Consider the following 23183-nt stretch of genomic DNA (forward strand, 5'->3'; position numbering starts at 1 on the left):
GAGGGCCCCGCGGTGTGACGCCGCCCGCGCGAAGGTTTCGGGAGCCCTGCATGAGGCACGCACGACGACGGATCGTCCGGCGCGTCGCACGACTTGCCGCCGTCGGCGGACTCCTCGTGGGAGGGGGCATGGTGGGGCAGGCCGCCATGGCCGACGAGCCCGTGCCGCCCGCCCCCGGTGGCCTCAGTGCCGCACAGTCGGCCGGGGAGACGGGCGCGGCGCTGACGGCACGGCTCGGCGGCGACCGTACGGCGGGGAGCTGGGTCGGCGCCGACGGGCGGCCGGTCGTCGCCGTCACCGACCGGGACACCGCGGCCGAGGTGCGGGCGGCGGGCGCCGAGCCGCAGGTCGTGCGGCACAGCATGAACGAGCTGAGGTCGGCCACGGCGACGCTGCGGGCGGCGCCCCGGGTGCCCGGCACGGCCTGGGTGGTGGACTACCGCCGCAACGAGGTGGTGGTGCAGGGCGACCGCACGGTCTCCGCGGCCGACTGGTCCCGGCTGACACGGGTGGCGGACGGCATCGGCGGTTTCGTGCGCATGGAGCGCACCGCCGGCGCCTTCACCACGCGGCTCAACGGGGCGCTGCCGATCCTGTCGACCGGGGGGCGCTGCTCGGCGGGGTTCAACGTCACCGACGGGCAACGGGACTTCATCCTCACGGCGGGGCACTGCGGGCCCGCGGGCACGGTGTGGTTCGCCGACGGCCGCGCGACACGGCAGCTCGGGCAGACCGAGAGCGCCAGCTTCCCGGGCGGTGACTTCTCGCTGGTGCGGTACGCGAGCGGGCGCGCCGGGGACGGCGCCGACGTGGTGGCGATCGGTGGCGGCAACGGCGTCCGCATCACCGGCGCGGCCGATCCCTCGGTCGGGCAGCGGGTGTTCCGCAGCGGCAGCACGAGCGGGCTGCGCGACGGCAAGGTGACCGGCCTGAACGCCACGGTGAACTACCCCGAGGGCACCGTCACCGGTCTGATCCAGACGACGGTGTGCGCCGAACCCGGGGACAGCGGGGGGCCGTTGTTCTCCGAGGGCATCGCCCTGGGGGTGACGTCGGGCGGCAGCGGTGACTGCACGACGGGCGGTACGACGTTCTTCCAGCCGGTGACGAAGGCGCTGGAGGCGCTCGGGGTGAAGCTGATCGTGTCGGACGCGGCGGCCGGCGGGGCGCGGCAGGGCGCGACTCCGTCGGCGGGGGCCACCCAGGGCGCGATCGCGCCCGGCGCGGCGTCCCCGGGCTCCTCGGCGCCGGTCACGGGCGGCGGCACCGGGGAGCCGGCGCTGCTGTCCCGTCTCACGGACACCCGGAACGCGGGGCCGGGCCTGCTGATCGTCGCGGGAAGCCTGGTGGCGCTGGTGGCGACCCGGTACATCCGGGACGAGCAGGACCGCCGGGCCTATCGCCGGCACTACTCGGCGAGCTGGGGCTGAGCCCTGCCGCGGCCCTTTCCCGCATGCGCACGGCGACTTGGGCCGGGTCCCGGTAGCAAGACCCCCGACCCGCGCTCAGCCCAGGGTGAGCAGGACCGCCGGGCCTATCGCCGCCGCCACTACTCGGCGAGCTGGGGCTGAGCCCTGCCGCGGCCCTTTCCCGCATGCGCACGGCGACTTGGGTCCCGGGGAGAGCCGGAGCAGGTCGGTGCGCGGGCCGACCGGAAGCCGGCGAAGGTGGACGCGGCGCTCGCCGACACCGAGGGCCGGGTCCCGCCAGCAAGGGCCCGCCCGGCGCTCAGCCCAGGGTGAGCAGGACCGTGGCCGCCGCCGCGCCGACCAGGCCCACGGTCTGCCGTGGCGTGATCCGCTCGTGCAGCAGGGCCAAGCCGAGGATCACCGGGACGGCCGGGTAGAGCGAGGCGAGGACGACGGCGACGGCGAGCATCTGCCGGTGCGCGGCGAGCAGGTACAGGATGAGCCCGAGCGCGGCGCCCGCGCCCACCAGTACGGAGGCGCAGGCCGGCCAGGGCCGCAGCCGGGGCGGCCGGCGCAGGGCGCCCGGCAGCAGGACGAGCACGGCGGCGACCCGCCCGGCGGCGACCGGCCACAGCCCGCTGTCCGCGCCCGCCTGGCCGAGCGCCAGGTACTGCACGGCCACGCCGGCACTGGCGACCAGTCCGTCGCGTACGCCCGTGCCCGGCTCGGCCCGGCCGCCCGCGACGAGCCAGAGGGCGGGGGCGGTGACGGCGATGCCCGCCCAGGCGACGGTGCCCGGCCGGTCCCCCAGCAGCACCCCGCACAGCACGGACAGCGCGACGGAGGTCACAGCGCTGACGGGGACGACGACGGACATGGCGCCGCGGCTCAGCCCGCGGTTCAGGAACAGCATCGCGAGGCCGCTGCCGACGCCGGAGAGGGCGCCCCAGGCGCAGTCCGCGGGGGCGGGGACGTGCGGGGACAGCAGAAGGGCGGCCGCTGCGGCGAGCAGCAGGCCGCCCAGTTGGCCGAGGAAGGTGACGGCGCGGAAGGGGGCGCGGCGGGAGAGCAGACCGCCGGTGAAGTCGACGATGCCGTAGGTGACGGCTGAGGCCAGAGCGAGAAGGGCACCCATTCCGTCAGGGGTGCCCCGAGGCGGCGCCGGGATGCGCGGGGCGCTCCCGCCGGGACCGCGGTCAGGCCGCGTTGACCGGTCGGCGCTGGGCCGCGGCGGCCCACTCCAGGACGAGGCGCTGGTACTCCTCGCGCTGCTCGCCGGTCAGTGTCCCGCCGGACCGGAGCCACAGGGCTCTGATCTCCTCGTTGACCTCCGCGGCCGATCGCTCGGAGGCGGGTTCAACAGTGGTGGACATGCTGTGAAGCATACGGGGCCGGACGTGAAGACCACGTGAGTAAGCATGGATGATTCGGACATTTCGGACCGTGTCAATGATCACGTCGATCATGGACCGGATGCGGGAATGAGATTGGCCCCGCCCCCGTCGGGGAAGGGCACCACACCATGACCTTCTCCCTCGGCATCGTGGGCGCGGGACAGTTCTCCGCCCGGTTCGCCAAGCTCTTCGCCGCGCATCCGGGCGTCGCCGGCGTCCATGTCACCGACCTGCTGCCCGAGCGCGCCGAGCGCCTCGCCGCAACGGAGGGCCTCACCGGCACCTTCCCGTCGTACGAGGCCATGCTGGACTCCCCCGCGGTCGACGCGGTCGCGATCTTCACGCAGCGCTGGACGCACGCGCCCCTGGTCCTCGACGGCCTGCGGGCCGGCAAGCACGTCTTCTCCGCGGTCCCGATGGCGATCACCGTGGAGGAGATCGCGGCGATCGTCGAGGCGGTGCGGGCCACCGGGCTGACGTACATGATGGGCGAGACGAGCCACTACCACCCGGCGACGGTGCACGCCCGGCAGAGGATCGCCGAGGGCGCCTTCGGCCGCCTCTTCTACGCGGAGGGCGACTACGTCCACGACATGGACCTCGGCTTCTACGACGCGTACCGCTACAGCGGCGGCGCGGACTGGAAGGCGACGGCGAGCTATCCCCCGCTGCTGTACCCGACGCACTCGGTCGGCGGCGTGCTCGGCGCCTGGCCGACGCGGGCGGTGAGCGTGTCGGCGATCGGGGTGCGCGACGAGCGCGGCGACGGTGTCTTCGACCGGTCGGTCAGCCGGTTCGACAACGACGTGTCGAACGCGACGGCGCTCTTCGAGGTGGCGGGCGGCGGCTCGTTCCGCACCAACGAGTTCCGGCGGGTGGGCTACCCCGCGCACATCCGCGAGTCCCGGTTCCGCTTCTTCGGCACGGAGGCCAGCATGGAGCAGCTGGCGACGGTGGCCCTGTGGCAGGACAAGAAGGGGGTACGGGACATCAGCGAGCTGCTGGAGCCGAGGAAGCGCACCGCTCCCGACGACCCGTCGCTTCAGGACGTGGCGCCGGAGCTGCGGGCCGCGTTCACCTCGGGGTGCGCGCCGGTGCACGACCGGTCCCGGCTGCCGCGGGCGTACGACACGCTGCCCAACGGGCACGAGGGCAGCCACCACTTCCTGGCGGACGACTTCGTGACCGCGGTGAACTCCCGCACCCTGCCGCCGGTGAACGCCTGGGTGGCGGCCCGCTACACCCTGCCGGGCATCGTCGCGCACGAGTCCGCGCGGCAGGGCGGGGCACGGCTGGAGATCCCCGACTTCGGTGACCCGCCGGCCCGGTGAGCGAGGCCCACCGGGTGGCTCCGGTCAGGTGCCGGTCACGTGCCGGTCACGTGCCGGCGAGCGCCGGTCAGGTGCCCAGCTTGCGGCCGTAGACGAAGACGTCGTCGCCGTTCCGCAGCAGCGACCAGTAGGCCTTGGCGTCGGTCTTCGTCATGTTGACGCAGCCGTGCGAGCCCGGCGGGTTCCACATGCTGACGCCCACCGAGTGGAAGGCCTGGCCGCCGTCGAAGAACTGGCTGTAGGGCATCGGCACGTTGTAGATCGTCGACACGTGGTCGATGTCCCGCCAGTAGATCTTCTTCAGCCCGGTCCGCGTCTCGTACCCGTCACGGCCGGTGCGCACCGGCACGGGCCCGTAGACGAGCTTGCTGCCGTCCTGGATCCAGCTCAGCTGGAGCGTGAGGTTGACGCAGGCGATGCGGCCCTTGTTCACCGGGCACTTGCCGTCCTTGTTGGGGTTCTTCCCGACGGCCTTCTGCTTGTTCATGAGGTCCATCACGCCCCAGGTGACCGGCCCGGCGTAGCCGATGTTCGGACTGATGCCGTGCTTGGTCTGGAAGGCCTGGATGGCCTTGCAGTCGGCGGTGGACTGCTTGCCGTCCACCGGCCGGCCGAGGAACTTCTCGACCTGCTTCTGGTAGGGGCCGGCCTTCGTGGTGCAACTGGGCGCCGCCTGCGCGGTGCCGGCGCCGACGGCGAGTGTGACGGGCGTCACCAGTGCGGCGACCCCGAGTGCGACGGCGCCCCGTCTGCGTATGTCCCCCATGGCAGGCCTCTTTCCGGTGTGTGCGGGGTGGTCTCTGCCAGGTAGACAGGCGCAGGGGGGTGCCGGTTGTAGCGGCGGGCGCGCTGTGACGAAACAGTGAACTTTCCCTCCGGAAATGCCCGGAAGGTCAGGTATCCGGCCGTGTCACGCTGCGGAAGCCGGTGTTGACGGCGGTGAGGCCGCCGTCGACGCACAGGGCGGTGCCGGTGATCCAGGCCGCGTCGGCTGAGGCCAGGAAGGCGACGGCCGCGGCGATGTCCTCCGGCTCGCCGACCCGGCCGAGCGGATACAGCGCCCGGACGGCCTCCAGTTCGTCGTCCCGGCCCTCCCAGGCGGTGGTGCGGACGGTGCCGGGCACCACGGTGTTGACGCGGACCCCGCGCGCCGCCGCGTGCCCGGCGAGCGTCCGGGTCAGCGAGGCCAGGCCCGCCTTGGCGGCGCTGTAGGCGTGGTTGCCGAAGTCCTGTACGCCGTTGACGGACCCGACGCTGACGATCGCGCCGCGCCCGGACGCGGCGAGGTGGGGCAGCGCGGCGCGGCAGCAGCGGTAGGCGCCGGTGAGCGTGACGTCGAGGTCGCGGGCCCACACCTCGTCCGGCTCGTCCTCGAAGAGCGGGGCGTCGGGGTGGCAGGCGTAGGCGTTGTTGACCAGGACGTCCAGCCCGCCGAAGGTGTCGGCCGCGTACGCCACGGCCGCCTCCACCGAGGCGCGGTCCGCCACGTCGCAGGCGAACGCCTCGGCGGCCAGGCCCTCCTCGCGCAGAGCCTCGGCGGTCGCCCGGGCGGCCGGCGGATCGACGTCGGTCACCAGGACCCGCGCCCCCTCCTGGGCGAGCCGGCGGGCGGTGGCGGCGCCGATACCGCGGGCGGCGCCGGTGACGAGGGCGGCGTGGCCGGCGAAGCGCCGGGTGGGAAAGGTCATGGCTCCGACGGTAGTGCCGCGACGATCACCTGGGCAGATAGCGTGCGGTCATGTCGTCGTTCATACAGCAGCTCCCCGCGCTCCTCGGCGTCGTGATCGGCGCGCTCGGCTCGTACCTGGCGATCGTGCGCAGCGACCGGGCCCGCTTCCGGCGCGAGCGGGCGGCCCGGTGGGAGGAGCGGCGGCTCGCGGTGTACTCCGACTGGGCCCGGGCGCTGAAGGCGTCGGTGACGCTGGCCTATCGCGTCGCCTCCCACCTCGGCAACGACCCGCACCCGCACCCGTTGTCGCTCGCCGAGGCCGAACCCCTGCTGGCGGAGGCCACCGTGGCCCGGGACCCGTCTGGGGAGGCGCTGCTGATGCTGGGCAGCCGTGAGGTGGTGGAGAAGGCCCGGGCGTGGGTGGTCGTGGTGCTGGAGATGGAGCGGTTCCTGCGGGACGGCACCCGTGACCCCGCCGCCTGGCAGGCGCTGCTGGACCGGCAGCGCGCGGGCCGCGAGGCGTACTACGCGGCCGTACGCGAGGACTTGGCCCTGCCACCGGGGCACGGGGCGCGGTGGGCGCTGCCGGATGTGGTGGCGGGGCAGGCGGTGGGGTCGTCGTCCGGGGCCGCCGGGCCGTCGACCGGGCACGGGTAGGAGATCGGGCGCGGTCGCCGGGTACGGTCAGCGGTAGCCGGTGGTGTCGGCGGGCTTGCCCGCGTCCTGGACCTCGACGAGGTAGCGCCAGGCGTCCGGGCGGCTGCCGTCGACGTCGGTGAAGCCGTACTCCCGGGCGAGGCCTCCGCTGGAGAGCGACTGCCCGTTGAAGCGGGCCACGTCCGGATCGGCGGCGAGGGCGGCGACGGCACGTCCCACATAGCGCGGGGTCTCCGAGATGGCGAAGTGCGGGACCCGGTCCAGGGCGTCACGCCAGTTGTCCTCGCCGACCCCGAAGTGGTCGAGCATCAGCTCCGAGCGCATCCAGCCGGGCGTGAGGGCGACCGCGGTCGCGCCGCGCGGGCCGAGTTCATGGCCGAGGGCGAAGGCCATGCGCAGGACGGAGGTCTTGGCGAGGTCGTAGAAGAAGGAGTTGCGGTACCGGTCGCGGTTGTACTCCGCGGTGCCGTCGGTCATCTCCACCACCAGGCCGCCGGGGTGGCGCAGCAGCAGCGGCAGCGCGTGGTGGCTGGTGATCGCGTGGGTCTCGACGGCGAGCCGCAGCAGTCGCAGCCCGTTGTCGAGGTCGTGCTCCCAGAGCGGGGTGTCCCACTCGAAGAGGTGCTCGCCGCCCCAGATGTCGTTGACGAGGACGTCGAGGCGGCCCCGCTCGGCGGCGATACGCTCCACGACGGCCCGGACCTGCGCGGGGTCCAGATGGTCGGCCGGTACGGCGATGCCGTCGCCGCCGGCCTCGGTGACCAGGTCGGCGGTGTCCTCGATGGTCTCGGGCCGGTCGTACTCGGAGCGCCGGGCGCGGGTGGTGCGGCCGGTGACGTAGACGGTGGCGCCGGCCGCGCCCAGCTCCACGGCGATGCCCCGCCCCGCCCCGCGGGTCGCCCCGGCCACCAGTGCGACCTTGCCCTTGAGCGGATGTGTCATGTCCGGCCTCCCGTTGTCGTGCGTGGTGACGCGCGTCGGTGTCGCGCGTCGCTGTCGTGCGTCGGTGTCGTGTCCGAGGGTGCCGGGGAAGCCGGACATCTTCTGTCGCCTTTTACGGGCAGGTCATCCTGTCAGCCGTACTCCCAGTTCCTCTTCGTCTGCCACGAACCACAGCTGGTCGCCCTGGTTGGACTCGTGGACGAAATCGCGCAGGGCCGTGCTGTCGGCGACGTGTCCGGAGATGTCGCCGACGACGGCGAGGCGGAGCCGGTAGGTGGCGAACTTCTGCACGACCGCGCCCGCGACCCCCGACCGCAGCCGGAAGAACTCCGCGCCGACCCGCTCCACGGGCACCACGACCAGCTCCGCCTCCTGCCCGAAGGCGTCGCCGATCAGGTCGAGCGCGGCCTGCTCCCCGTCCAGGGGCGGGCCGTCGGGCGCGCAGCGCAGAACGCGGACGCCGTTGTGCGCGGCGCGGAAGGTGTGGAGGGTGTTGGGAGTGTCCGGGGTGTCAGGAGTGTCCGGGGTGTCGGTGGTCATGGCGGTGATCGTAAGGGCGGTGCGTGGGCGGCCGCGCGGGTTTTCCGGGCGGCCGCCCACGGCTCAGCGCCCGCGGGCGATCCACTCCTGAAGGTGCGGGGCCTCGGCCCCGACGGTGGTGGAGTCGCCGTGGCCGGTCAGCACCTTCGTCTCCGGCGGCAGGGTGAGCAGCCGGTCGCGGATCGAGTCAATGATCGTCGGGAAGTGCGAGTACGAGCGCCCGGTGGCGCCGGGGCCGCCCTGGAAGAGGGTGTCGCCGGTGAAGACGACGCCGAGGCCCGGGTCGTACAGGCAGACCGCGCCCGGGGCGTGCCCGGGGGTGTGCAGGACGGTGAGGTCGACGCCGGCGCCCTCGATGACCTGCCCGTCCAGGAGATGGGCGTCGGGGTCGCGGTCGGGGTGGGTCCGCTTCCACAGCGGCAGGTCGTCCGGGTGCAGCCAGATCACCGCGCCGGTCGCGTCGGCGAGGGCGGGCGCGGCGTCGATGTGGTCGTTGTGGGCGTGGGTGCACACGATCGCGGTCAGGCGCCGGTCGCCGACGGCCGCGGCGATGGCGTCGGCGTCGTGGGCGGCGTCGATGACGATGACCTCGTGGTCGTCGCCGACGATCCACACGTTGTTCTCCACGTCCCAGGTGCCGCCGTCGAGGGTGAACTGACCGGCGGTGACGAGGCGTTCGATGCGGGCGGTCATCAGAGCACCACCACCGAGCGCAGGACGTCGCCGTGGTGCATCCGCTCGAACGCCTTCTCCACCTCGTCCAGCCGGATCGTCTCCGTGACGAACTTGTCCAGGGCCAGGCGGCCCTGCAGATGCAGGTCGATCAGCATGGGGAAGTCCCGGGAGGGCAGGCAGTCGCCGTACCAGGAGGACTTCAGGGCGCCGCCGCGGCCGAACACGTCCAGGAGGGGAAGTTCCAGCTTCATCTCCGGGGTGGGCACGCCGACCAGGACGACGGTGCCGGCCAGGTCACGGGCGTAGAACGCCTGGGTGTACGTCTCCGGGCGGCCGACCGCCTCGATCACGACGTCGGCGCCGAAGCCGCCGGTCAGCTCACGGATCGCCTCGATCGGGTCGGTGGTGCGGGAGTTGACGGTGTGGGTGGCGCCCATGCCGCGGGCGGTCTCCAGTTTCCGGTCGTCGATGTCCACGGCGATGATCTTCGCCGCGCCGGCCAGGTGCGCCCCGGCGATCGCCGCGTCGCCGACGCCGCCGCAGCCGATGACGGCGACCGAGTCGCCGCGGGTGACGCCGCCGGTGTTGAGGGCGGCGCCGATGCCCGCCATCACCCCGCAGCCCAGCAGGCCGGCGACCTGTGGGGAGACCGCCGGGTCGACCTTCGTGCACTGGCCGGCCGCGACCAGGGTCTTCTCCGCGAACGCGCCGATGCCGAGGGCGGGGGCGAGTTCGGTGCCGTCGGTGAGGGTCATCTTCTGGCGCGCGTTGTGGGTGTCGAAGCAGTACCAGGGCCGGCCGCGCAGGCACGCCCGGCAACGGCCGCAGACGGCACGCCAGTTGAGGATGACGAAGTCGCCAGGCACGACGTCGGTGACGCCGGGGCCGACCTGCTCGACGACGCCTGCCGCCTCGTGGCCGAGGAGGAAGGGGAACTCGTCGGTGATGCCGCTCTGCTTGTAGTGCAGGTCGGTATGGCAGACCCCGCACGCCTGGATGCGCACCACGGCCTCACCGGGGCCCGGGTCGGGCACGACGATCGTCTCGATCCGCACCGGCTCGTCCTTGCCCGGTGCGATCACGCCGCGTACTTCCTGCGCCATGGGCTGGTCCTTCCTTCGCGGTGGCTTCCGTCCCGGGGTGACCTTATGCGACGCGGTGGTGGCGGGGGGTGTGCGGCGGGGGTCGCACACGAGAAGAGCCGCCCCCTGTGGGGCGGCTCCTCGGCAAGGGGGGCGCCGAGCGGCTAACGCAGCGAGGGGAGCAGTCCGCGGACCGGGGCCGCAAGGTCGGTGACCTGGTGCAGCTCGTTGAGGCGGTTCAGCTCGCGCACCTGGTTCAGTGCCCTGAGCTGCTGGGAGACCGTCGGGAGCTGCTCCCTCTGCTGCTCGGGGATGTCGCCGGCGGCGAGGGAGTCGAGCAGGTGGACGGGGTTCGGCAGGCCGGCGCCCTTGGCGCCCGCGTCGGCCGCGCTCGCCGCGGGGGCGGCGAGGCCGACGACTCCGGCGGCGAGGCAGGCGGCGGCGACGATGCGTCGAGTGGAGATCATGCTTTCAGCAACGGTGCGCGGGCGCAGGCGGACACGGGTACGCCGTCCGGGTCACTCGTGAGGCGCAGTGGAACGCCTTGCCGGCTGCGCTTGCCGAGCCCGGCGGGGCGGAGGACGCTCGAAGGATGAGGCCGGCGCCGTCCGTGCCCGGTACGGGCGGCGGCCTTCGAAGGAGGTCACCATGGGCACCACCGCATCCGCCGCCTTCGACACCGAGACCTTGCGCCGAGGCATCGAAGGACAGACCGCGGAGACACTCCTGTCGCTCTACGCGGACGACGCGACGCTGCGTGTCGTGAACCGCAACAGCCAGCCCAGCCACCCCCACGAGGTGCGGGGGCGGGACGGGATCGCCGCGATGCTCCAGGACGTGTACAGCCGCGACATGACGCACAAGCTGGAGGAGTGCGTGGTCCAGGGGGATCACGCGGCGTACTGCGAGTCCTGTGAGTATCCGGACGGGACGCGGGTCCTGTCCGAGTCGATGATCACGCTGCGGGACGGGAAGATTTCCGAGCAGATCATGATCGAGGCGTGGGACGAGTAGCGACGAACGGTTGTGAGCCGGGTGCGGGTGTGCGGGTGGTTGCTCGCGCAGTTCCCCGCGCCTCCCTGCGCGGGCGTCAGCCGACTTGGCTGCGCCACCCACCCCCGGCCCGAACCCACGCCGGGTGCCCCTCGGCCTGGCGCCCCCCTGCCAGGGCCCCGCGGGGACATACTGAACGACGTGCGTGTGGCGATCATGACGGCGGGGTCGAGGGGGGACGTGGCCCCCTACACGGGGCTGGGGCACGGGCTGGCGCGGGGCGGGCACGAGGTCACCCTGGTCACCCATGAATGTTTCGCGCCGCTGGCGGCGAGGGCCGGACTGGGCTTCCGGCCGCTGCCCGTCGATCCGCGCGCCGAGCTGGAGTCCGCGCGCGGACGCGGCCTGCACCGCAGTACGACGGGCGTGGGAAAGCTCGTGCGGGTGATCGCGCTGGCGCGGTCCCTCGCGGGGCGGATGACGGAAGGGCTGCTGGGAGCCGCCAAGGACAGCGACGTACTGCTGCTGGGCGGGGCCGTCGGGCCGTTGGGGCATGCCATCGCCGAGGGGCTGCGGCTGCCGAGCCTGGGGGTGTATCTGCAACCCCTCGCCCCGACCCGGGAGTTCGCGCCGCCTGTGCTGGCCACCGGGTCCTGGGGCGGGGCCGCCAACCGCATCGCCGGGTACGGCGTCAATCTCGCCGTCGAGCATGTCTTCGCCGCCACCGTGCCCGGCGTCCGCGAGCGGCTGGGGCTGCCGGCCCTGGGTTCCGCCGCCGCGCTGCGGGCCCGCGAGCGGCAGGGGTGGCCGGTGCTGCACGGGTTCAGCCCGCTGGTGGTGCCCCGGCCGCACGACTGGCGGCCGGGACTCGACGTCACCGGGTACTGGTGGCCTTATGAGGGAGAGGCGGAACTGCCCGGTCCTGTGCGGGAGTTCCTGGAGCGGGGGCCCGCGCCCGTTTTCGTCGGGCTCGGTAGTGCCACCGTGCCCGATCCTCGGCGGCTGAGTGCCGGGATCGTGCGGGCGTTGCGGCGGGCGGGGCTGCGTGGAGTCGTTCAGCGCGGGTGGGGTGGGCTGGAGGCCGACGGGGACGACATGCTGACCGTCGGGGAGGTGCCGCACTCGCTGCTCTTTCCGAGGATGGCCGCGGTCGTCCACCACTGTGGTGCCGGGACCACGGCGGCGGGGCTGCGGGCGGGGGTGCCCGCGGTGCCGGTCCCGGTGCAGTTCGACGAGGCTTTCTGGGCGGCCCGTCTCGTACGGCTGGGCGTCGCCCCGCAGGTGCTTCCGTTGCGCCGGCTCGGCGTCGATGCCCTCGCCGCCGCTCTCGCCCGCGTCACCGGCGACGCCGGATTCCGTGAGCGCGCCCGTGCTCTGGGCGCCCGTATTCGTGCGGAGGACGGTGTGTCCCCGGTAAGGGAAGCCCTTGGGCGGGTGGGGAGTTAGGCACCTGTAGCGTCTGGGGCGTGACACGCGATCAGGTGAACGGTTCCGATCCCGAGCTGCCCATGCTCAGCCCCGCGGAGGGGGATCTGCTGCGGCGGCTCGTGGCGCCCTACCTCCAGGACGGGCATCAGTACTCCCTGCACAATCTGGCGCACCTGTGCCGGCAGGTGCCGCAGGAGCGGTGGCCCGAAGTGGTCGGGGAGCACTTCGCTCGGCTGCGGGAGGCCAGTCAGGGCGGGGAGAGTGCCGAGGAGTTGCTGCGGGGGGTGCACGCCCGGCTGCTCGCCGAGGAGTCGGTATCGCCTCAGCTCGCGGGAGCGATGCGGTACGCGCGGCGGGTGGCCGACGGGCTCGTCCTCGCCTATGCCCTCGACGGGGACACCAGCGTGCGCATCCTCACCGACCAGGACGTCGAGCGGGTGGGCGCGGAGGAGCTGGACCAGGCCGCCCGGGCCAATCTGATGCGGGTGGCGGTGCGGCACGAGGAGATCCCCGTCGAGGGGGGTGCCGTCCTGCACTCGCTGTACGGCGACTCTCCGTTCGTCGCGAGTCAGGCGCTGTTCCTCGCGCAGGCGGCGCGGCAGGCCACCGGTGAGCCGCTGCCGGACGGCGGGGCCCTCGTGGTCGTGCCGACGCGGCACAACCTGGTGTTCCATCCGGTCGGCGACGGGTCCGTGGTCGATGCCGTCAACAGCCTTGCCGCTTATGCGCTGGGCGCCTACCAGGACGGGGCGGGCGCCTTGTCGCCGCGGCTCTACTGGTGGCATCACGGGCGGCTCACCTCGCTCACCGTCATCGACGACGCCACCCGGTCCTTCTCCGTGCAGCCGCCCCCCGAGCTGCTCCGGCGGATGAAGAGCCTGGTCCGGCTCGCCCCCGCCGGGCGCATCCTCACCCGGGACACCGCCGCCGCCCCGGACCTCGCCGCGCTCGGGCAGCGTCTGCGGGAGGGGCTGGCGCGGCTCGCCGGGGATCCCTCGGGGCTGGCCGACGTCTTCGCCGGTGCCGTCACGCTCGCCCACGCCCGCTGCGCCGACGACCCGCGCGCCGCGCACGTGGACACCTGGGACCCCTGGGCGCTCGCCGTGCAGCTGGGCACTCTGCTGTTCGCCGGCGGGCAGCCGCAGAAGTGCGTCATGGGGGAAGACCTGGCGGTGGAGGTGACCGGGGAGGGCGCCGTGCCGCCCGCGGACGTGCGGGGCTGGCTCGACGCCGTGTACGTGGCGATCGTGTGCCGGGAGTGGGAGCGGGTCGAGCGGCTGTGCGGGGTGCCGATGGAACGGCTGCGGGAGGACGACTCGGTCGACTCCTACCTGCTGCACTGGGCGGAGACCCTGCGGGCCTACTTCACCCGGCAGCCCATGGACGACATCGTGCAGAAGCTGCTCGCCACCATGGAGGCGTCCATGCCGGACGCCCTGACCCATGGGCCGGACGACTTCGTGAACCGGATCGAGTACCAGCCGGTCGCCCTCTTCCACCGCATTCTCGCCGGTGACCACGACGCCTTCGCCAAGGCGCTGTCCGGCACCCTGGACGAGCACCGCGTCTACTGGGGCGACGCGCCGGCGCCGCGCGCCCGGGTGGCGCTCGGCCCGCTGGCCATGGCGGTCCTCGCCCGGGGGTACGAGTTCCCGGTCGCGGACGAGCTGCCGTATCTGCCGAAGTACCTGCTGGACGGCGGGCGGATCGAGGTCATTCCACGGCCCTGACGCGGGCGGTCAGGGGCCGGCCCGGGGTGCGGAGGATGCCGAGGAGCTGGCGGACCAGTTCGTCGACGACCTCGTCGAGCGTCGCGTCGACCCAGCCGGCGCTCCAGTCGTGCAGCAGGCCGTTGACGCTGCCGATGAACGCCGTCGCCGCAAGGCGGTAGTCGCGGTCCGCGGCCTCCCCGCGGGCCGCGGCCGCCCGGGCCTCGGCACAGATGAGGTCGACCCAGCGGGCGCGGCGGGCCAGGCGCTGCTCCTCCAGGCGGGCGCTGACGCCGACGATCTCCACGAAGGTGATGCGGATGCGGCGCGGGTCGGCGGTGACGCTGTCGGCGTAGGCGCGGAAGAACGCCGTGACGCGCTCGGTGAGGGGCAGGTCGCGGGCGGCTTCGAACGCCGCGAGGACCGCCTGTTCGGAGCTGTCGTTGACCTGGAGGTGGAGGGCGGCGAGGACGTCCTCCAGGGTGCGGAACTCCTCGTAGAACTGGCGGGTCGACAGGCCCGCGGCCTCACTCAGCGCGGCGATCGTGGTCGCGCGGTAGCCGGGTGCGGCGCCGAACAGCTGCAGCGCGGCGGCGAGGAAGCGGTCGCGCCGTTCCGCCTTGCGTTCCTCGGCGGATCTGCCGCCGTAGCGGCCGGTCGGTGCCCTGAGCCTGCCCGTCATGTCCGTCTCACCCCCGCTCGCGGTCCGGGACGGCTTCGATTTTGTCGTGTACGCGGTCTTGTCGAGTAGGCCGCCCCCTCCTTACTTTTCAGTAAGTTCACTGTGAAAGCGCGCGTGTTCAGATTCCGCGCGTCCGCCCGCACGCACGCTCCCCTACCGCTGAGGAGAGAGCCGTCATGCCTGCATCCAGAACCAGGCACCTTTGCTCCGTGGCCGCCGCCCTCGTCCTGACCGTCACCACCCCGGCCGCCGCCGCGAGCGCGGCGCCCTCGACCGCCGGCCTGCGCGAGGTGCTGTTCGTCGGCAACAACTGGGACGGCACCGCCGACGTCATCAAGTCCTCCGGCGACTACGCGAGGATCGGCCGGATCGATGTCGTGCCGGACAAGGCCGAACGGATGGCGGAGATCAACGCCGATCCCATCAAGTGGATCTACTTCATGGCCATCCGCAACAGCGTCGGCGAGGGACACGACCAGTTCGTCGACGACATGTACTCCACCCCGGACGGCTCCTCGGTCGTCGTCTCCCGGCCGAGCTTCGCGGACGTCGTGTCCATCGATCTCGCCACCGGCCGGGTCAACTGGCGGTTCAAGGTGGCCGGTTACCGCGCCGACCACATGGCGGTCTCCCCCGACGGCACCCGGGTCGCGGTGTCCGCGTCGACCGCCGACACCGTGCACGTGCTGGACATCGTCAGCGGCAAGGAGGTGGGGCGGTTCGCCACCGGTGACAAGCCGCACGAGAACATCTTCACCAGGGACGGCAGGTACCTGTACAACATGTCGATCGGTGACGTGAACACCGCCACCGACGCCCCGTGGCTGGACTGGACGAAGGGCGACCGGCGCATCACCGTCGTCGACGCCACCACGTTCCAGCAGGTGAAGGTCATCGACATGCGGCAGCGGCTGGACGCGATCGGGCTGAAGGACTACTCGGACGCGGTGCGGCCCGCGGTGTTCTCACCGGACGAGTCGAAGCTGTACTTCCAGGTGTCGTTCTTCAACGGCTTCTTCGAGTACGACCTCGCCACCGACCGGATCACCCGGACCAAGACGCTGCCGAAGAACCCCGCGACCAGCGACGACCGCACCACGTTCGTCAACGACTCCCGCCACCACGGCCTGTCGATGCGGCCGGACGGCAGCAAGCTGTGCGTCGCGGGCACCATGGACGACTACGCCACGGTCGTCGACCGCGCCACCCTCCAGGAGGGACCGCTCGTCGGCGCGTCCAAGCCGTACTGGGCCACGGTGAGCGGCGACGGCAAGGACTGCGTGATCTCCGAGAGCGGCGCCGACCAGGTCACGGCGATCGACTTCGCCACCGGGCAGAAGCGGCTGTCGGTGCCTGTGGGCGACCATCCGCAGCGGGTCCGGCTGGGCCATGTGGCCGACGGCTGGACGGGTCCCGTGGCCTGACCCGGGGATTCCCACCCGCACCGGCGCGGGTACCCGGCGGGGTGACGAGAGGAGCGCGGTATGCGTGAGATTCTCCCGGTGCTCCGCGAGTGGTACGCCGCAGGGGTGCCGTTCGGGCTGGCCACGGTCGTCGCGCGCAGCCGCAGCGCCCCTCGGGACCCCGGCGCCGCGCTGGCCGTCGGGCCGGACGACGAGGTCGTGGGCAGCGTGTCCGGGGGCTGTGTGGAGGGCGCGGTGTTCGAGCTGGCCCGGGAGGTGATGGCGGGCGGCGAGGCCCGGCTGGCGACGTACGGCTACAGCGACGACGACGCGTTCGCGGTGGGCCTGACCTGCGGCGGCGAGATCACGGTGCTGGTGCGGCCGGTGACGCCCGGGACGGACGCGGCGTTCGGCGCGGTCGCGGAGTCGGTCGCCGCGGACGATCCGGTCACGGTGGCCACGGTGACCGACGGCCCGGCGCCGCGCGGGGCGACGCTCGCCGTCTGGCCCGACCGGGTGCGCGGCACGCTGGGCGCCGAGGGGCTGGACGCGGCCGTGACCGCCGACGCGCGCGGTGAGCTGGCCCTCGGTGTCACGGAGCTGCGGCACTACGGGCCGCACGGCCAGCGGCGCGAGGACGCGGTGTCGGTGTTCCTGCACTCCTTCGCGCCGCCGCCGCGGATGCTGGTGTTCGGCGCGATCGACTACGCGGCGGCCGTCGCGCGGATCGGTGACTTCCTCGGCTACCGGGTCACCGTGTGCGACGCCCGCCCGGTCTTCGCCACGCCGAAGCGGTTCCCGCCGGGGGTGGAGGTGGTCGTGGAGTGGCCGCACCGCTATCTGCGGGCCACGGGCACCGACGCGCGCACGGTGGTCTGCGTCCTCACCCATGATCCGAAGTTCGACGTGCCGCTGCTCGCGGAGGCGCTGCGCCGGCCGGCCGCGTACATCGGGGCGATGGGCAGCCGCCGTACGCACGAGGAGCGCACCAGGCGGCTGGTCGCGGACGGGCTGACGGCCGCGGAGCTGGGCCGGCTGCGCTCGCCGGTGGGGCTGGACCTGGGCGCCCGGACGCCCGAGGAGGTCGCGGTGTCGGTCGCCGCGGAGATCGTCGCCCTGCGCTGGGGCGGCTCGGGCGCCCCGCTGACGGCGACGGCCGGGGCGATCCATCCGGGGCCCGACGGGCGTGCGAAATCGGAGGTGTGAAGCGGGCGCGGTGGGGTAGTCGCCGCTCAACGGATGAGGCATGCATGCACTCAGCACCCCTTCGACCTGGGGAAGGAGGTCCGTGACAGCGCGCACTCGCAGCGCCCGGGCCGCTTCGCCGAGCGATGAAGCGGCCCGGCCTTTGCGCTGTCTCCCTCCTCTGGTTCAGCGCGGCGGCAGCCGGTGCAGTTCCACGTCGGTGAGCCGGCCGTCGGCGACCGTGGCCGTCATGTAGGTGCAGTACGGCTGGCGGCGCCGGTCCGTCGGAGAGCCGGGGTTCAGCAGCCGCAGGCCGCCGGGTGCGGTGGTGTCCCACGGGATGTGGCTGTGCCCGAAGACCAGCACGTCCAGGTCGGGGAAGCGGGCGGCGCAGCGGGCCTCGCGCCCCTGGGCGGGGCCGGTCTCGTGCACGGCGCCGAAGCGCAGGCCGCCCAGGTCGGCGTACGCCACCTCGGGGAGCCGGGCGCGCAGCTCCGGGCCGTCGTTGTTGCCGTACACCCCGATGAGCCGTCGGCTGTGCTCCTCGAACAGGTCGAGGGTGGCGGTGTCGACCCAGTCCCCCGCGTGGAAGACGACGTCGGCGCGCGGCAGTTCCGCCAGCAGCGGGGCGGGGAGTTGCCGGGCGCGCTTGGGGAGGTGGGTGTCGGTGGTCAGAAGCAGGCGCACAGGCCCAGCGTAGGTCGCGCGGTGGCGGGCTCAGCCGAGGCGTGCCTTCAGCGGCTCCCACCAGTCGCGGTGCTCCCGGTACCAGGCGACGGTCTCGGCGAGGCCGGAGGCGAGGTCCCGGCGCGGCCGGTAGCCCAGCTCGCGGCGGGCCTTGCTCCAGTCGACGGAGTACCGCAGGTCGTGGGCCTTGCGGTCGGTGACGTGCTCCACCATGTCCCAGCCGCAGCCGAGCGCGTCGAGCAGCAGCGAGGTCAGTTCCCGGTTGCTCAGCTCGGTGCCGCCGCCGAGGTTGTAGATCTCGCCGGGGCGGCCCTGGGTGCGGACCAGCTCGACGCCGTGGCAGTGGTCGTCGACGTGCAGCCAGTCGCGGACGTTGCGGCCGTCGCCGTAGAGCGGCACGGGGCGGCCCTCCAGGAGGTGGGTGACGAACAGCGGCACGACCTTCTCGGGGAACTGGCGCGGCCCGTAGTTGTTGGAGCAGCGGGTGACGCGCACGTCCAGGCCGTGGGTGCGGTGGCAGGCCAGCGCCAGCAGGTCGGAGGAGGCCTTGGAGGCGGCGTACGGAGAGGTGGGCCGCAGGGGCGCCTCCTCGGTGCACGAACCGGAGGGTACGGAGCCGTAGACCTCGTCGGTGGAGACGTGCACGAAGGGTCCCGTGCCGTGCCGCAGCGCCGCGTCCAGCAGGGTCTGGGTGCCCAGCACGTTGGTGCGGACGAAGTCGCCGGCGCCCTCGATGGAGCGGTCGACGTGGGACTCGGCGGCGAAGTGCACGACCTGGTCCGCCTCGGCCATCAGCCGGTCCACCAGGCCGGCGTCGCAGATGTCGCCCCGGACGAACCGCAGCCGCGGGTGGTCCTGCGGGAGGTTGTCCGGGGTGCCCGCGTAGGTGAGCTTGTCCAGCACCGTGATGTGCGGGGGCTCGGGGCGGGCGAGGAGGGTGCGGACGTAGGCCGAGCCGATGAATCCGGCGGCTCCGGTGACGAGCAGGTTCATGATGATCAGAGCCTACGTCGGCACCCCCGCCGGACGGCCGAGGCGGTGGGTCAGTCCTCGCCCCGCACGATGTGGGCGTCACCGCCGCTCTGGAGCGCGGGCGGCCCGCCGGGCTCCTCCACCGCGGGCATCCAGGTGCGCAGCGCGTGCTCGCGGCGCAGCCTGCGGGCCCTGGCCCAGCCTGTCTCGGGCCGGCGTATCGGGGACTTCTCCTTGGCCTGCGGGGTCACGGCGGATCATCTTCCTTCTTGCATCGTGCTTGTCCGCCGAGTCCCCGCGGCCTTCCGGCCCAAACCGGGCCCGGCGGGTCTCAGGCGCCCCCGGAGCCACCGCTGCCGAAGGAGCCGCTGGAGCCTTCGCTCCACCGGCCGCGCTCCTGGTCCCCGCTGGGTGCGCCGCCGGTGGGGCGCAGTTCGTGCGGGGTGAGCCGTTCGCCGTCGGTGCGGGGCATCTCGTGCGGGGCGCGCATCTCATGACTCTCGCGGACCGGGCCGGAGTCGGGCAGGCGCGGCTGCTCCTCGGGCCGGGGCGGGCGGTGTTCACGCCGCCGTACGCCGATGCCGAGCCGGACGGCCCAGATCAGACCGGCGGTGATGAGGACTCCGGCGACGAGGACGGCGACGACGCCGAACGCCGTGCCGGCGGAAGCGGCGAGGTACAGGGTGCTGTTCATGGAGTGCGAGTACCCGGGCGGCGGCCGCGGATACGCCGTGGGACGCACCCGGGCCGCGGCGCCCTGCGTGGCGCGGGCACCGGCCGGGCCCGCGGCGGTAGCGTCGCCGCGGTCCGGGGAGGAGGACGATGACACAACTCTCGGCACGCGGCACGGAAGAACCGGGGCACACCGGCGGCCGGCGCTCGGCGGCAGCGGCGCTGCTGGAATGGACGTCCACCACCGATCACAAGGTGATCGGCCGGCTGTACATGGTGACGTCCTTCTGCTTCTTCCTCCTGGCCGGTCTGCTGGCCCTCGCCATGCGGGCCGAACTCGCCCGGCCGGGGCTGCAGTTGCTGAACAGGGACGGCTACAACCAGTTCGTCACCGTGCACGGCACCATCATGATGCTGCTGTTCGCGACGCCGATGTTCGCCGGGTTCGCCAACGCCGTGATGCCGCTGCAGATCGGCGCTCCCGACGTGGCGTTCCCCCGGCTCAACGCCTTGTCGTACTGGATGTACCTGTTCGGCGGGCTGATCGTGGTGTCGGGTTTCCTGGTGCCGGGCGGGGCGGCGTCGTTCGGCTGGTTCGCCTACGCGCCGCTGAACAGCGCGTACCACACGCCGGGCGCGGGCGCCGACCTGTGGGCGATGGGGCTGGTGGTGAGCGGGGTGTCGACGACGCTGACCGCGGTCAACTTCATCGCGACCATCATGTGTCTGCGGGCCCCCGGCATGACCATGTTCCGGATGCCGCTGTTCACCTGGAACGTGCTGTTCACCTCGATCCTGGTGCTGCCCGCGTTCCCGGTGCTGACGGCGGCGCTGCTGGCGCTGGAGGCGGACCGGAAGTTCGGCGCGCACGTGTTCGACGCGGCGAACGGCGGGGCGCTGCTGTGGCAGCACCTGTTCTGGTTCTTCGGGCATCCGGAGGTGTACATCGTGGCGCTGCCGTTCTTCGGGATCGTCTCGGAGATCATCCCGGTGTTCTCCCGCAAGCCGCTGTGGGGGTATCTGCCGCTGATCGGCGCGACGATCACGATCACCATGCTGTCGGCGGTGGTGTGGGCGCACCACATGTTCGCCACGGGTGCGGTGCTGCTGCCGTTCTTCTCGCTGATGTCGTTCCTGATCGCCGTGCCGACGGGCATCAAGTTCTTCGCGTGGGTCGGCACGATGACCCGGGGGTCGCTGTCGTTCGAGACGCCGATGCTGTGGTCGCTGGGGTTCATGGTGTCGTTCCTGCTGGGCGGGTTGAGCGGGGTGCTGATCGCGTCGCCGCCGCTGGACTTCCACCTCACCGACTCGTACTTCATCGTCGCCCATCTGCACTACGTGCTGTTCGGGACGGTGGTGTTCGCGATGTTCGCCGGGTTCTACTTCTGGTGGCCGAAGTTCACCGGCAAGCACCTCGACGAATGGCTCGGCAAACTGCACTTCTGGCTGCTGTTCCCGGGGTTCCAGCTGACGTTCCTGGTGCAGCACTGGCTGGGCGAGGCGGGCATGCCGCGCCGGTACGCGGACTATCTGCCCGCCGACGGGTTCACGCTGCTCAACACCCTCTCGACGGCGGGCGCGTTTCTGCTGGGGGTGTCCACGCTGCCGTTCCTGTACAACGTGTGGCGAACGTCGCGGCGGCCGCGCACGGTGGACGTGGACGATCCGTGGGGGTGGGGCCGTTCGCTGGAGTGGGCGACGTCGTGCCCGCCGCCGCGGCACAACTTCCTGGCGCTGCCGCGGGTGCGCTCGGAGTCGCCGGCGTTCGATCTGCACCATCCGTGGCCGGCGCGCCGGGCGCGGGAGGCGGGGCAGCGGTGAAGGCGGAGTCGCTGCTGTTCGGGGGTGTGGCGCTGTTCTTCGCGGGGATCGCCGCGCTCTACGGCGGCTGGTCGGCCGAGCCCGCGGGGACGGCGGTGCTGGTGGTGGCGTTCCTGATGGCGGCGGTGGTGTCGTTCTTCAGCGCGGTGCAGTACCGGCGCCGGGGCGTGCGCCCGCAGGACCGGGGGGACGCCGAGGTCGCCGAGGCGGCGGGGCCGGTGGAGTTCTTCCCGCCGGAGAGCCGCTGGCCGGTGGTGACGGCGGCCGGGTTCGCGCTCGCCGCGACCGGCGTCGTCTTCGGGCTGTGGCTGTTCCTCATCGGTGCCGCGGTGCTGGCCCGGGGTGTTCTGGGGCTGGTGTTCCAGTACGCCGACCGGGACTCGGGCCGGCCGGAGTGAGCGGCGGGCGGGGCGCGCCGGGGCGGACGTCGGTGACCGGGCGCCGGCTCTCCTCGTAGCCGCCCTCGACGGTCTGGCGTACCTCGCCGGTCTCCACGCCGTCGCGCAGCCGCTCCTGCTCGGTGTCGAGAAGGGCGTGGCACAGTCCCCGGGTCAGCAGGAACGCCAGGACCGGCGCCACCACCAGGGCGATGCGCAGGGTCCAGGTCATGGCGTCGACGGAGATGCGGAAGGTGGCGGCGACGACGTCGTTGGCGCCGGCCAGCAGCAGGACGCCGTAGAAGGTGATCCCGGCGACGCCGAGGGCCGTGCGGACGGGTCGTTCGCGGGGCCGGTCGCACAGGTGGTGCTCGCGCCCGCCCTCGCCCGTCAGGCGCTGCTCGGCGAAGGGGTAGCCGTACAGGACGAGGAAGAGCAGGCCGGGCAGGACGACCGCGGGCAGCAGGACGTTCCACATGAGCGTGTGCCCGGCGAGGTTCGTCTCCCAGGGCGGTACGAGGCGCAGTGCGCCCTCCAGGAAGCCGACGTAGAAGTCGGGCTGGGAGCCGGTGGAGGCCTGGTCGGGGCGGTAGGGGCCGTACACCCAGACCGGGTTGACCTGGGCGAGGCCGCCGAGCGCGGCCAGCACGCCGAAGACGGTGCAGAAGAGGCCGGCCGAAGTGGCCGCGAACTGGGGGAACATGGGCTTGCCGACGGCGTTGCGGACGGTGCGGCCGGGGCCGCGCCACTGGGTGTGCTTGAGGTGGAAGACCAGGATCAGGTGCGCGGTCACCAGGGCGAGGATCGCGCCGGGCAGCAGCAGGATGTGCACGCCGTACAGGCGGGAGATGAAGTCCAGGCCGGGGAACTGGCCGCCGAAGACGAAGAAGGCGACGTAGGTGCCGACGACCGGCAGGGACAGCATGATGCCCTGGGCGATGCGCAGGCCGGTGCCGGAGAGCAGGTCGTCGGGGAGGGAGTAGCCGGCGAAGCCCTCGGCGAGGGCGAGCGCGAAGAGGGTCACGCCGATGACCCAGTTGAGTTCGCGGGGGCGGCGGAAGGCGCCGGTGAAGAAGACGCGCAGCAGGTGGGTGCCGATGGCGGCGGCGAAGACCAGCGCCGCCCAGTGGTGCGCCTGCCGCAGCAGCAGTCCGCCGCGCACGTCGAAGCTGAGGCGCAGGGTGGACTCGTAGGCCGCGGACATGCGGATGCCGCGCAGCGGGACGTAGCGGCCGGCGTAGACGACCTCGCGCATCTCCGGGTCGAAGAAGAACGTCAGCCACACCCCGGTGAGCAGCAGCACGACCAGGCTGTACAGGGCGATCTCGCCGAGCAGGAAGGACCAGTGGTCGGGGAACGCCTTGCGCAGCAGCGCGCCGCCCTCGGTGACCGGGAGCCGTGCGTCGGTGGCGTCGGCGAGCCGCTCGCCTCTCCGCGGCCGCGCCGCCGCGCCGGACGCCGCCTCCGGAGGTCGCTCTCGTGCCACGCCCGTCCACCTCCCTGTGCCGGCCCGCCGGTGCACCGCTGTGCAGTGCCCTTCCCCCGCGCGGGG

At 73.0% G+C, this 23183-nt stretch carries 25 protein-coding genes; 10 read left to right on the plus strand and 15 right to left on the minus strand.

Features of this window, described 5'->3' with window-relative positions:
* Nucleotides 1-50: 50 nt before the first annotated feature.
* Nucleotides 51-1430: a S1 family peptidase gene (locus IE308_RS02755; RefSeq protein WP_190216425.1), complete on the plus strand. Its 1380-nt coding sequence runs from the start codon at nucleotides 51-53 to the stop codon at nucleotides 1428-1430.
* A gap of 298 nt (nucleotides 1431-1728) precedes the next feature.
* Here the strand turns inward: IE308_RS02755 and IE308_RS02760 are convergent, their stop codons facing one another.
* Nucleotides 1729-2544 carry an EamA family transporter gene (locus IE308_RS02760; protein WP_190216426.1) on the minus strand — a complete coding sequence of 272 codons (816 nt, stop codon included), beginning with the start codon at nucleotides 2542-2544 and terminating at the stop codon, nucleotides 1729-1731.
* Nucleotides 2545-2605: 61 nt separating this feature from the next.
* Complete coding sequence (locus IE308_RS02765; RefSeq protein WP_110634682.1) at nucleotides 2606-2794, minus strand: hypothetical protein; 189 nt, start codon at nucleotides 2792-2794, stop codon at nucleotides 2606-2608.
* Nucleotides 2795-2931: 137 nt separating this feature from the next.
* Here IE308_RS02765 and IE308_RS02770 point away from each other — a divergent pair, with 137 nt between their 5' ends.
* Nucleotides 2932-4134, plus strand: coding sequence for a Gfo/Idh/MocA family protein (locus IE308_RS02770; protein ID WP_190216427.1), 1203 nt, complete (start codon nucleotides 2932-2934; stop codon nucleotides 4132-4134).
* A gap of 67 nt (nucleotides 4135-4201) precedes the next feature.
* Here the strand turns inward: IE308_RS02770 and IE308_RS02775 are convergent, their stop codons facing one another.
* Nucleotides 4202-4900, minus strand: coding sequence for a L,D-transpeptidase family protein (locus IE308_RS02775; RefSeq protein ID WP_190216428.1), 699 nt, complete (start codon nucleotides 4898-4900; stop codon nucleotides 4202-4204).
* 127 nt (nucleotides 4901-5027) lie between these two features.
* Entirely contained in the window at nucleotides 5028-5822 is a 795-nt protein-coding gene (locus tag IE308_RS02780) for an SDR family NAD(P)-dependent oxidoreductase (protein WP_110634674.1), read from the minus strand.
* A 50-nt stretch (nucleotides 5823-5872) separates the two neighbouring features.
* Here IE308_RS02780 and IE308_RS02785 point away from each other — a divergent pair, with 50 nt between their 5' ends.
* Complete coding sequence (locus tag IE308_RS02785; protein WP_229908676.1) at nucleotides 5873-6460, plus strand: hypothetical protein; 588 nt, start codon at nucleotides 5873-5875, stop codon at nucleotides 6458-6460.
* Nucleotides 6461-6487: 27 nt separating this feature from the next.
* Here IE308_RS02785 and IE308_RS02790 read toward each other — a convergent pair whose 3' ends face one another.
* The 5 genes from IE308_RS02790 to IE308_RS02810 form a co-directional block, all read right to left on the minus strand.
* Complete coding sequence (locus IE308_RS02790) at nucleotides 6488-7402, minus strand: SDR family oxidoreductase (protein WP_190216429.1); 915 nt, start codon at nucleotides 7400-7402, stop codon at nucleotides 6488-6490.
* Nucleotides 7403-7525: 123 nt separating this feature from the next.
* On the minus strand, nucleotides 7526-7942 hold the full coding sequence (locus tag IE308_RS02795) for a DUF4180 domain-containing protein (protein ID WP_190216430.1): 417 nt from the start codon (nucleotides 7940-7942) through the stop codon (nucleotides 7526-7528).
* 63 nt (nucleotides 7943-8005) lie between these two features.
* Nucleotides 8006-8635 (minus strand): MBL fold metallo-hydrolase, encoded by a 630-nt coding sequence (locus tag IE308_RS02800; RefSeq protein ID WP_190216431.1) that lies wholly within the window; start codon nucleotides 8633-8635, stop codon nucleotides 8006-8008.
* Nucleotides 8635-9720, minus strand: a complete 1086-nt coding sequence (locus IE308_RS02805; RefSeq protein WP_190216432.1) for an S-(hydroxymethyl)mycothiol dehydrogenase — start codon at nucleotides 9718-9720, stop codon at nucleotides 8635-8637. Before IE308_RS02805 ends, IE308_RS02800 begins: the two co-directional genes overlap by 1 nt.
* Before the next feature lie 143 nt (nucleotides 9721-9863).
* Nucleotides 9864-10166 (minus strand): hypothetical protein, encoded by a 303-nt coding sequence (locus IE308_RS02810; protein WP_190216433.1) that lies wholly within the window; start codon nucleotides 10164-10166, stop codon nucleotides 9864-9866.
* 181 nt (nucleotides 10167-10347) lie between these two features.
* Between IE308_RS02810 and IE308_RS02815 the strand changes: the two genes are divergently transcribed.
* The 3 genes from IE308_RS02815 to IE308_RS02825 all read left to right on the plus strand — a co-directional run bounded on the left by IE308_RS02815 (nucleotide 10348) and on the right by IE308_RS02825 (nucleotide 13850).
* Nucleotides 10348-10713, plus strand: a complete 366-nt coding sequence (locus tag IE308_RS02815; RefSeq protein WP_110634661.1) for a nuclear transport factor 2 family protein — start codon at nucleotides 10348-10350, stop codon at nucleotides 10711-10713.
* Nucleotides 10714-10908: 195 nt separating this feature from the next.
* Nucleotides 10909-12138: a glycosyltransferase gene (locus IE308_RS02820; protein WP_190217339.1), complete on the plus strand. Its 1230-nt coding sequence runs from the start codon at nucleotides 10909-10911 to the stop codon at nucleotides 12136-12138.
* Nucleotides 12139-12158: 20 nt separating this feature from the next.
* Entirely contained in the window at nucleotides 12159-13850 is a 1692-nt protein-coding gene (locus IE308_RS02825) for an immunity 49 family protein (protein WP_229908677.1), read from the plus strand.
* Here the strand turns inward: IE308_RS02825 and IE308_RS02830 are convergent.
* Nucleotides 13834-14511 (minus strand): TetR/AcrR family transcriptional regulator, encoded by a 678-nt coding sequence (locus tag IE308_RS02830; protein ID WP_190216434.1) that lies wholly within the window; start codon nucleotides 14509-14511, stop codon nucleotides 13834-13836. The two genes, IE308_RS02825 and IE308_RS02830, sit on opposite strands and share 17 nt — an antisense overlap.
* Nucleotides 14512-14687: 176 nt before the next feature.
* On the opposite strand from IE308_RS02830, the gene IE308_RS02835 reads away from it, so the two are divergent.
* Together IE308_RS02835 and IE308_RS02840 are read left to right on the plus strand one after the other, a co-directional pair.
* Nucleotides 14688-15935, plus strand: a complete 1248-nt coding sequence (locus IE308_RS02835; RefSeq protein WP_190216435.1) for a YncE family protein — start codon at nucleotides 14688-14690, stop codon at nucleotides 15933-15935.
* 60 nt (nucleotides 15936-15995) lie between these two features.
* On the plus strand, nucleotides 15996-17120 hold the full coding sequence (locus IE308_RS02840) for an XdhC family protein (protein WP_190216436.1): 1125 nt from the start codon (nucleotides 15996-15998) through the stop codon (nucleotides 17118-17120).
* A gap of 165 nt (nucleotides 17121-17285) precedes the next feature.
* Here IE308_RS02840 and IE308_RS02845 read toward each other — a convergent pair whose 3' ends face one another.
* From IE308_RS02845 to IE308_RS02860, 4 genes are all read right to left on the minus strand, one after another.
* A complete protein-coding gene (locus IE308_RS02845) occupies nucleotides 17286-17786 on the minus strand; it encodes a metallophosphoesterase family protein (RefSeq protein ID WP_110634650.1) in 501 nt (166 codons plus the stop codon).
* 30 nt (nucleotides 17787-17816) lie between these two features.
* Complete coding sequence (gene rfbB, locus IE308_RS02850) at nucleotides 17817-18779, minus strand: dTDP-glucose 4,6-dehydratase (protein ID WP_190216437.1); 963 nt, start codon at nucleotides 18777-18779, stop codon at nucleotides 17817-17819.
* A gap of 50 nt (nucleotides 18780-18829) precedes the next feature.
* Nucleotides 18830-19009, minus strand: coding sequence for a hypothetical protein (locus tag IE308_RS02855; RefSeq protein ID WP_110634644.1), 180 nt, complete (start codon nucleotides 19007-19009; stop codon nucleotides 18830-18832).
* Nucleotides 19010-19089: 80 nt separating this feature from the next.
* Entirely contained in the window at nucleotides 19090-19452 is a 363-nt protein-coding gene (locus tag IE308_RS02860) for a DUF6479 family protein (RefSeq protein WP_190216438.1), read from the minus strand.
* Between the two features lie 128 nt (nucleotides 19453-19580).
* On the opposite strand from IE308_RS02860, the gene ctaD reads away from it, so the two are divergent.
* Both ctaD and ctaF read left to right on the plus strand, forming a co-directional pair.
* Nucleotides 19581-21254, plus strand: coding sequence for an aa3-type cytochrome oxidase subunit I (gene ctaD / locus IE308_RS02865; RefSeq protein WP_190216439.1), 1674 nt, complete (start codon nucleotides 19581-19583; stop codon nucleotides 21252-21254).
* Complete coding sequence (gene ctaF, locus IE308_RS02870) at nucleotides 21251-21652, plus strand: aa3-type cytochrome oxidase subunit IV (RefSeq protein ID WP_190216440.1); 402 nt, start codon at nucleotides 21251-21253, stop codon at nucleotides 21650-21652. The genes ctaD and ctaF overlap by 4 nt, the downstream gene beginning before the upstream one ends.
* Here the strand turns inward: ctaF and qcrB are convergent.
* Complete coding sequence (gene qcrB, locus IE308_RS02875; protein ID WP_190216441.1) at nucleotides 21570-23117, minus strand: cytochrome bc1 complex cytochrome b subunit; 1548 nt, start codon at nucleotides 23115-23117, stop codon at nucleotides 21570-21572. The two genes, ctaF and qcrB, sit on opposite strands and share 83 nt — an antisense overlap.
* Between the last annotated feature and the right edge of the window lie 66 nt (nucleotides 23118-23183).

It is taken from the genome of Streptomyces griseosporeus, assembly GCF_014656055.1.
Lineage (GTDB): Bacteria > Actinomycetota > Actinomycetes > Streptomycetales > Streptomycetaceae > Streptomyces > Streptomyces griseosporeus.

Coding starts and splice junctions, on each gene's coding strand:
- IE308_RS02755 (WP_190216425.1), top strand. CDS start 51: ATGAGGCACGCACGACGACGGATCGTCCGGCGCGTCGCACGACTTGCC.
- IE308_RS02760 (WP_190216426.1), bottom strand. CDS start 2,544: ATGGGTGCCCTTCTCGCTCTGGCCTCAGCCGTCACCTACGGCATCGTC.
- IE308_RS02765 (WP_110634682.1), bottom strand. CDS start 2,794: ATGCTTCACAGCATGTCCACCACTGTTGAACCCGCCTCCGAGCGATCG.
- IE308_RS02770 (WP_190216427.1), top strand. CDS start 2,932: ATGACCTTCTCCCTCGGCATCGTGGGCGCGGGACAGTTCTCCGCCCGG.
- IE308_RS02775 (WP_190216428.1), bottom strand. CDS start 4,900: ATGGGGGACATACGCAGACGGGGCGCCGTCGCACTCGGGGTCGCCGCA.
- IE308_RS02780 (WP_110634674.1), bottom strand. CDS start 5,822: ATGACCTTTCCCACCCGGCGCTTCGCCGGCCACGCCGCCCTCGTCACC.
- IE308_RS02785 (WP_229908676.1), top strand. CDS start 5,873: ATGTCGTCGTTCATACAGCAGCTCCCCGCGCTCCTCGGCGTCGTGATC.
- IE308_RS02790 (WP_190216429.1), bottom strand. CDS start 7,402: ATGACACATCCGCTCAAGGGCAAGGTCGCACTGGTGGCCGGGGCGACC.
- IE308_RS02795 (WP_190216430.1), bottom strand. CDS start 7,942: ATGACCACCGACACCCCGGACACTCCTGACACCCCGGACACTCCCAAC.
- IE308_RS02800 (WP_190216431.1), bottom strand. CDS start 8,635: ATGACCGCCCGCATCGAACGCCTCGTCACCGCCGGTCAGTTCACCCTC.
- IE308_RS02805 (WP_190216432.1), bottom strand. CDS start 9,720: ATGGCGCAGGAAGTACGCGGCGTGATCGCACCGGGCAAGGACGAGCCG.
- IE308_RS02810 (WP_190216433.1), bottom strand. CDS start 10,166: ATGATCTCCACTCGACGCATCGTCGCCGCCGCCTGCCTCGCCGCCGGA.
- IE308_RS02815 (WP_110634661.1), top strand. CDS start 10,348: ATGGGCACCACCGCATCCGCCGCCTTCGACACCGAGACCTTGCGCCGA.
- IE308_RS02820 (WP_190217339.1), top strand. CDS start 10,909: ATGACGGCGGGGTCGAGGGGGGACGTGGCCCCCTACACGGGGCTGGGG.
- IE308_RS02830 (WP_190216434.1), bottom strand. CDS start 14,511: ATGACGGGCAGGCTCAGGGCACCGACCGGCCGCTACGGCGGCAGATCC.
- IE308_RS02835 (WP_190216435.1), top strand. CDS start 14,688: ATGCCTGCATCCAGAACCAGGCACCTTTGCTCCGTGGCCGCCGCCCTC.
- IE308_RS02840 (WP_190216436.1), top strand. CDS start 15,996: ATGCGTGAGATTCTCCCGGTGCTCCGCGAGTGGTACGCCGCAGGGGTG.
- rfbB (WP_190216437.1), bottom strand. CDS start 18,779: ATGAACCTGCTCGTCACCGGAGCCGCCGGATTCATCGGCTCGGCCTAC.
- IE308_RS02860 (WP_190216438.1), bottom strand. CDS start 19,452: ATGAACAGCACCCTGTACCTCGCCGCTTCCGCCGGCACGGCGTTCGGC.
- ctaD (WP_190216439.1), top strand. CDS start 19,581: ATGACACAACTCTCGGCACGCGGCACGGAAGAACCGGGGCACACCGGC.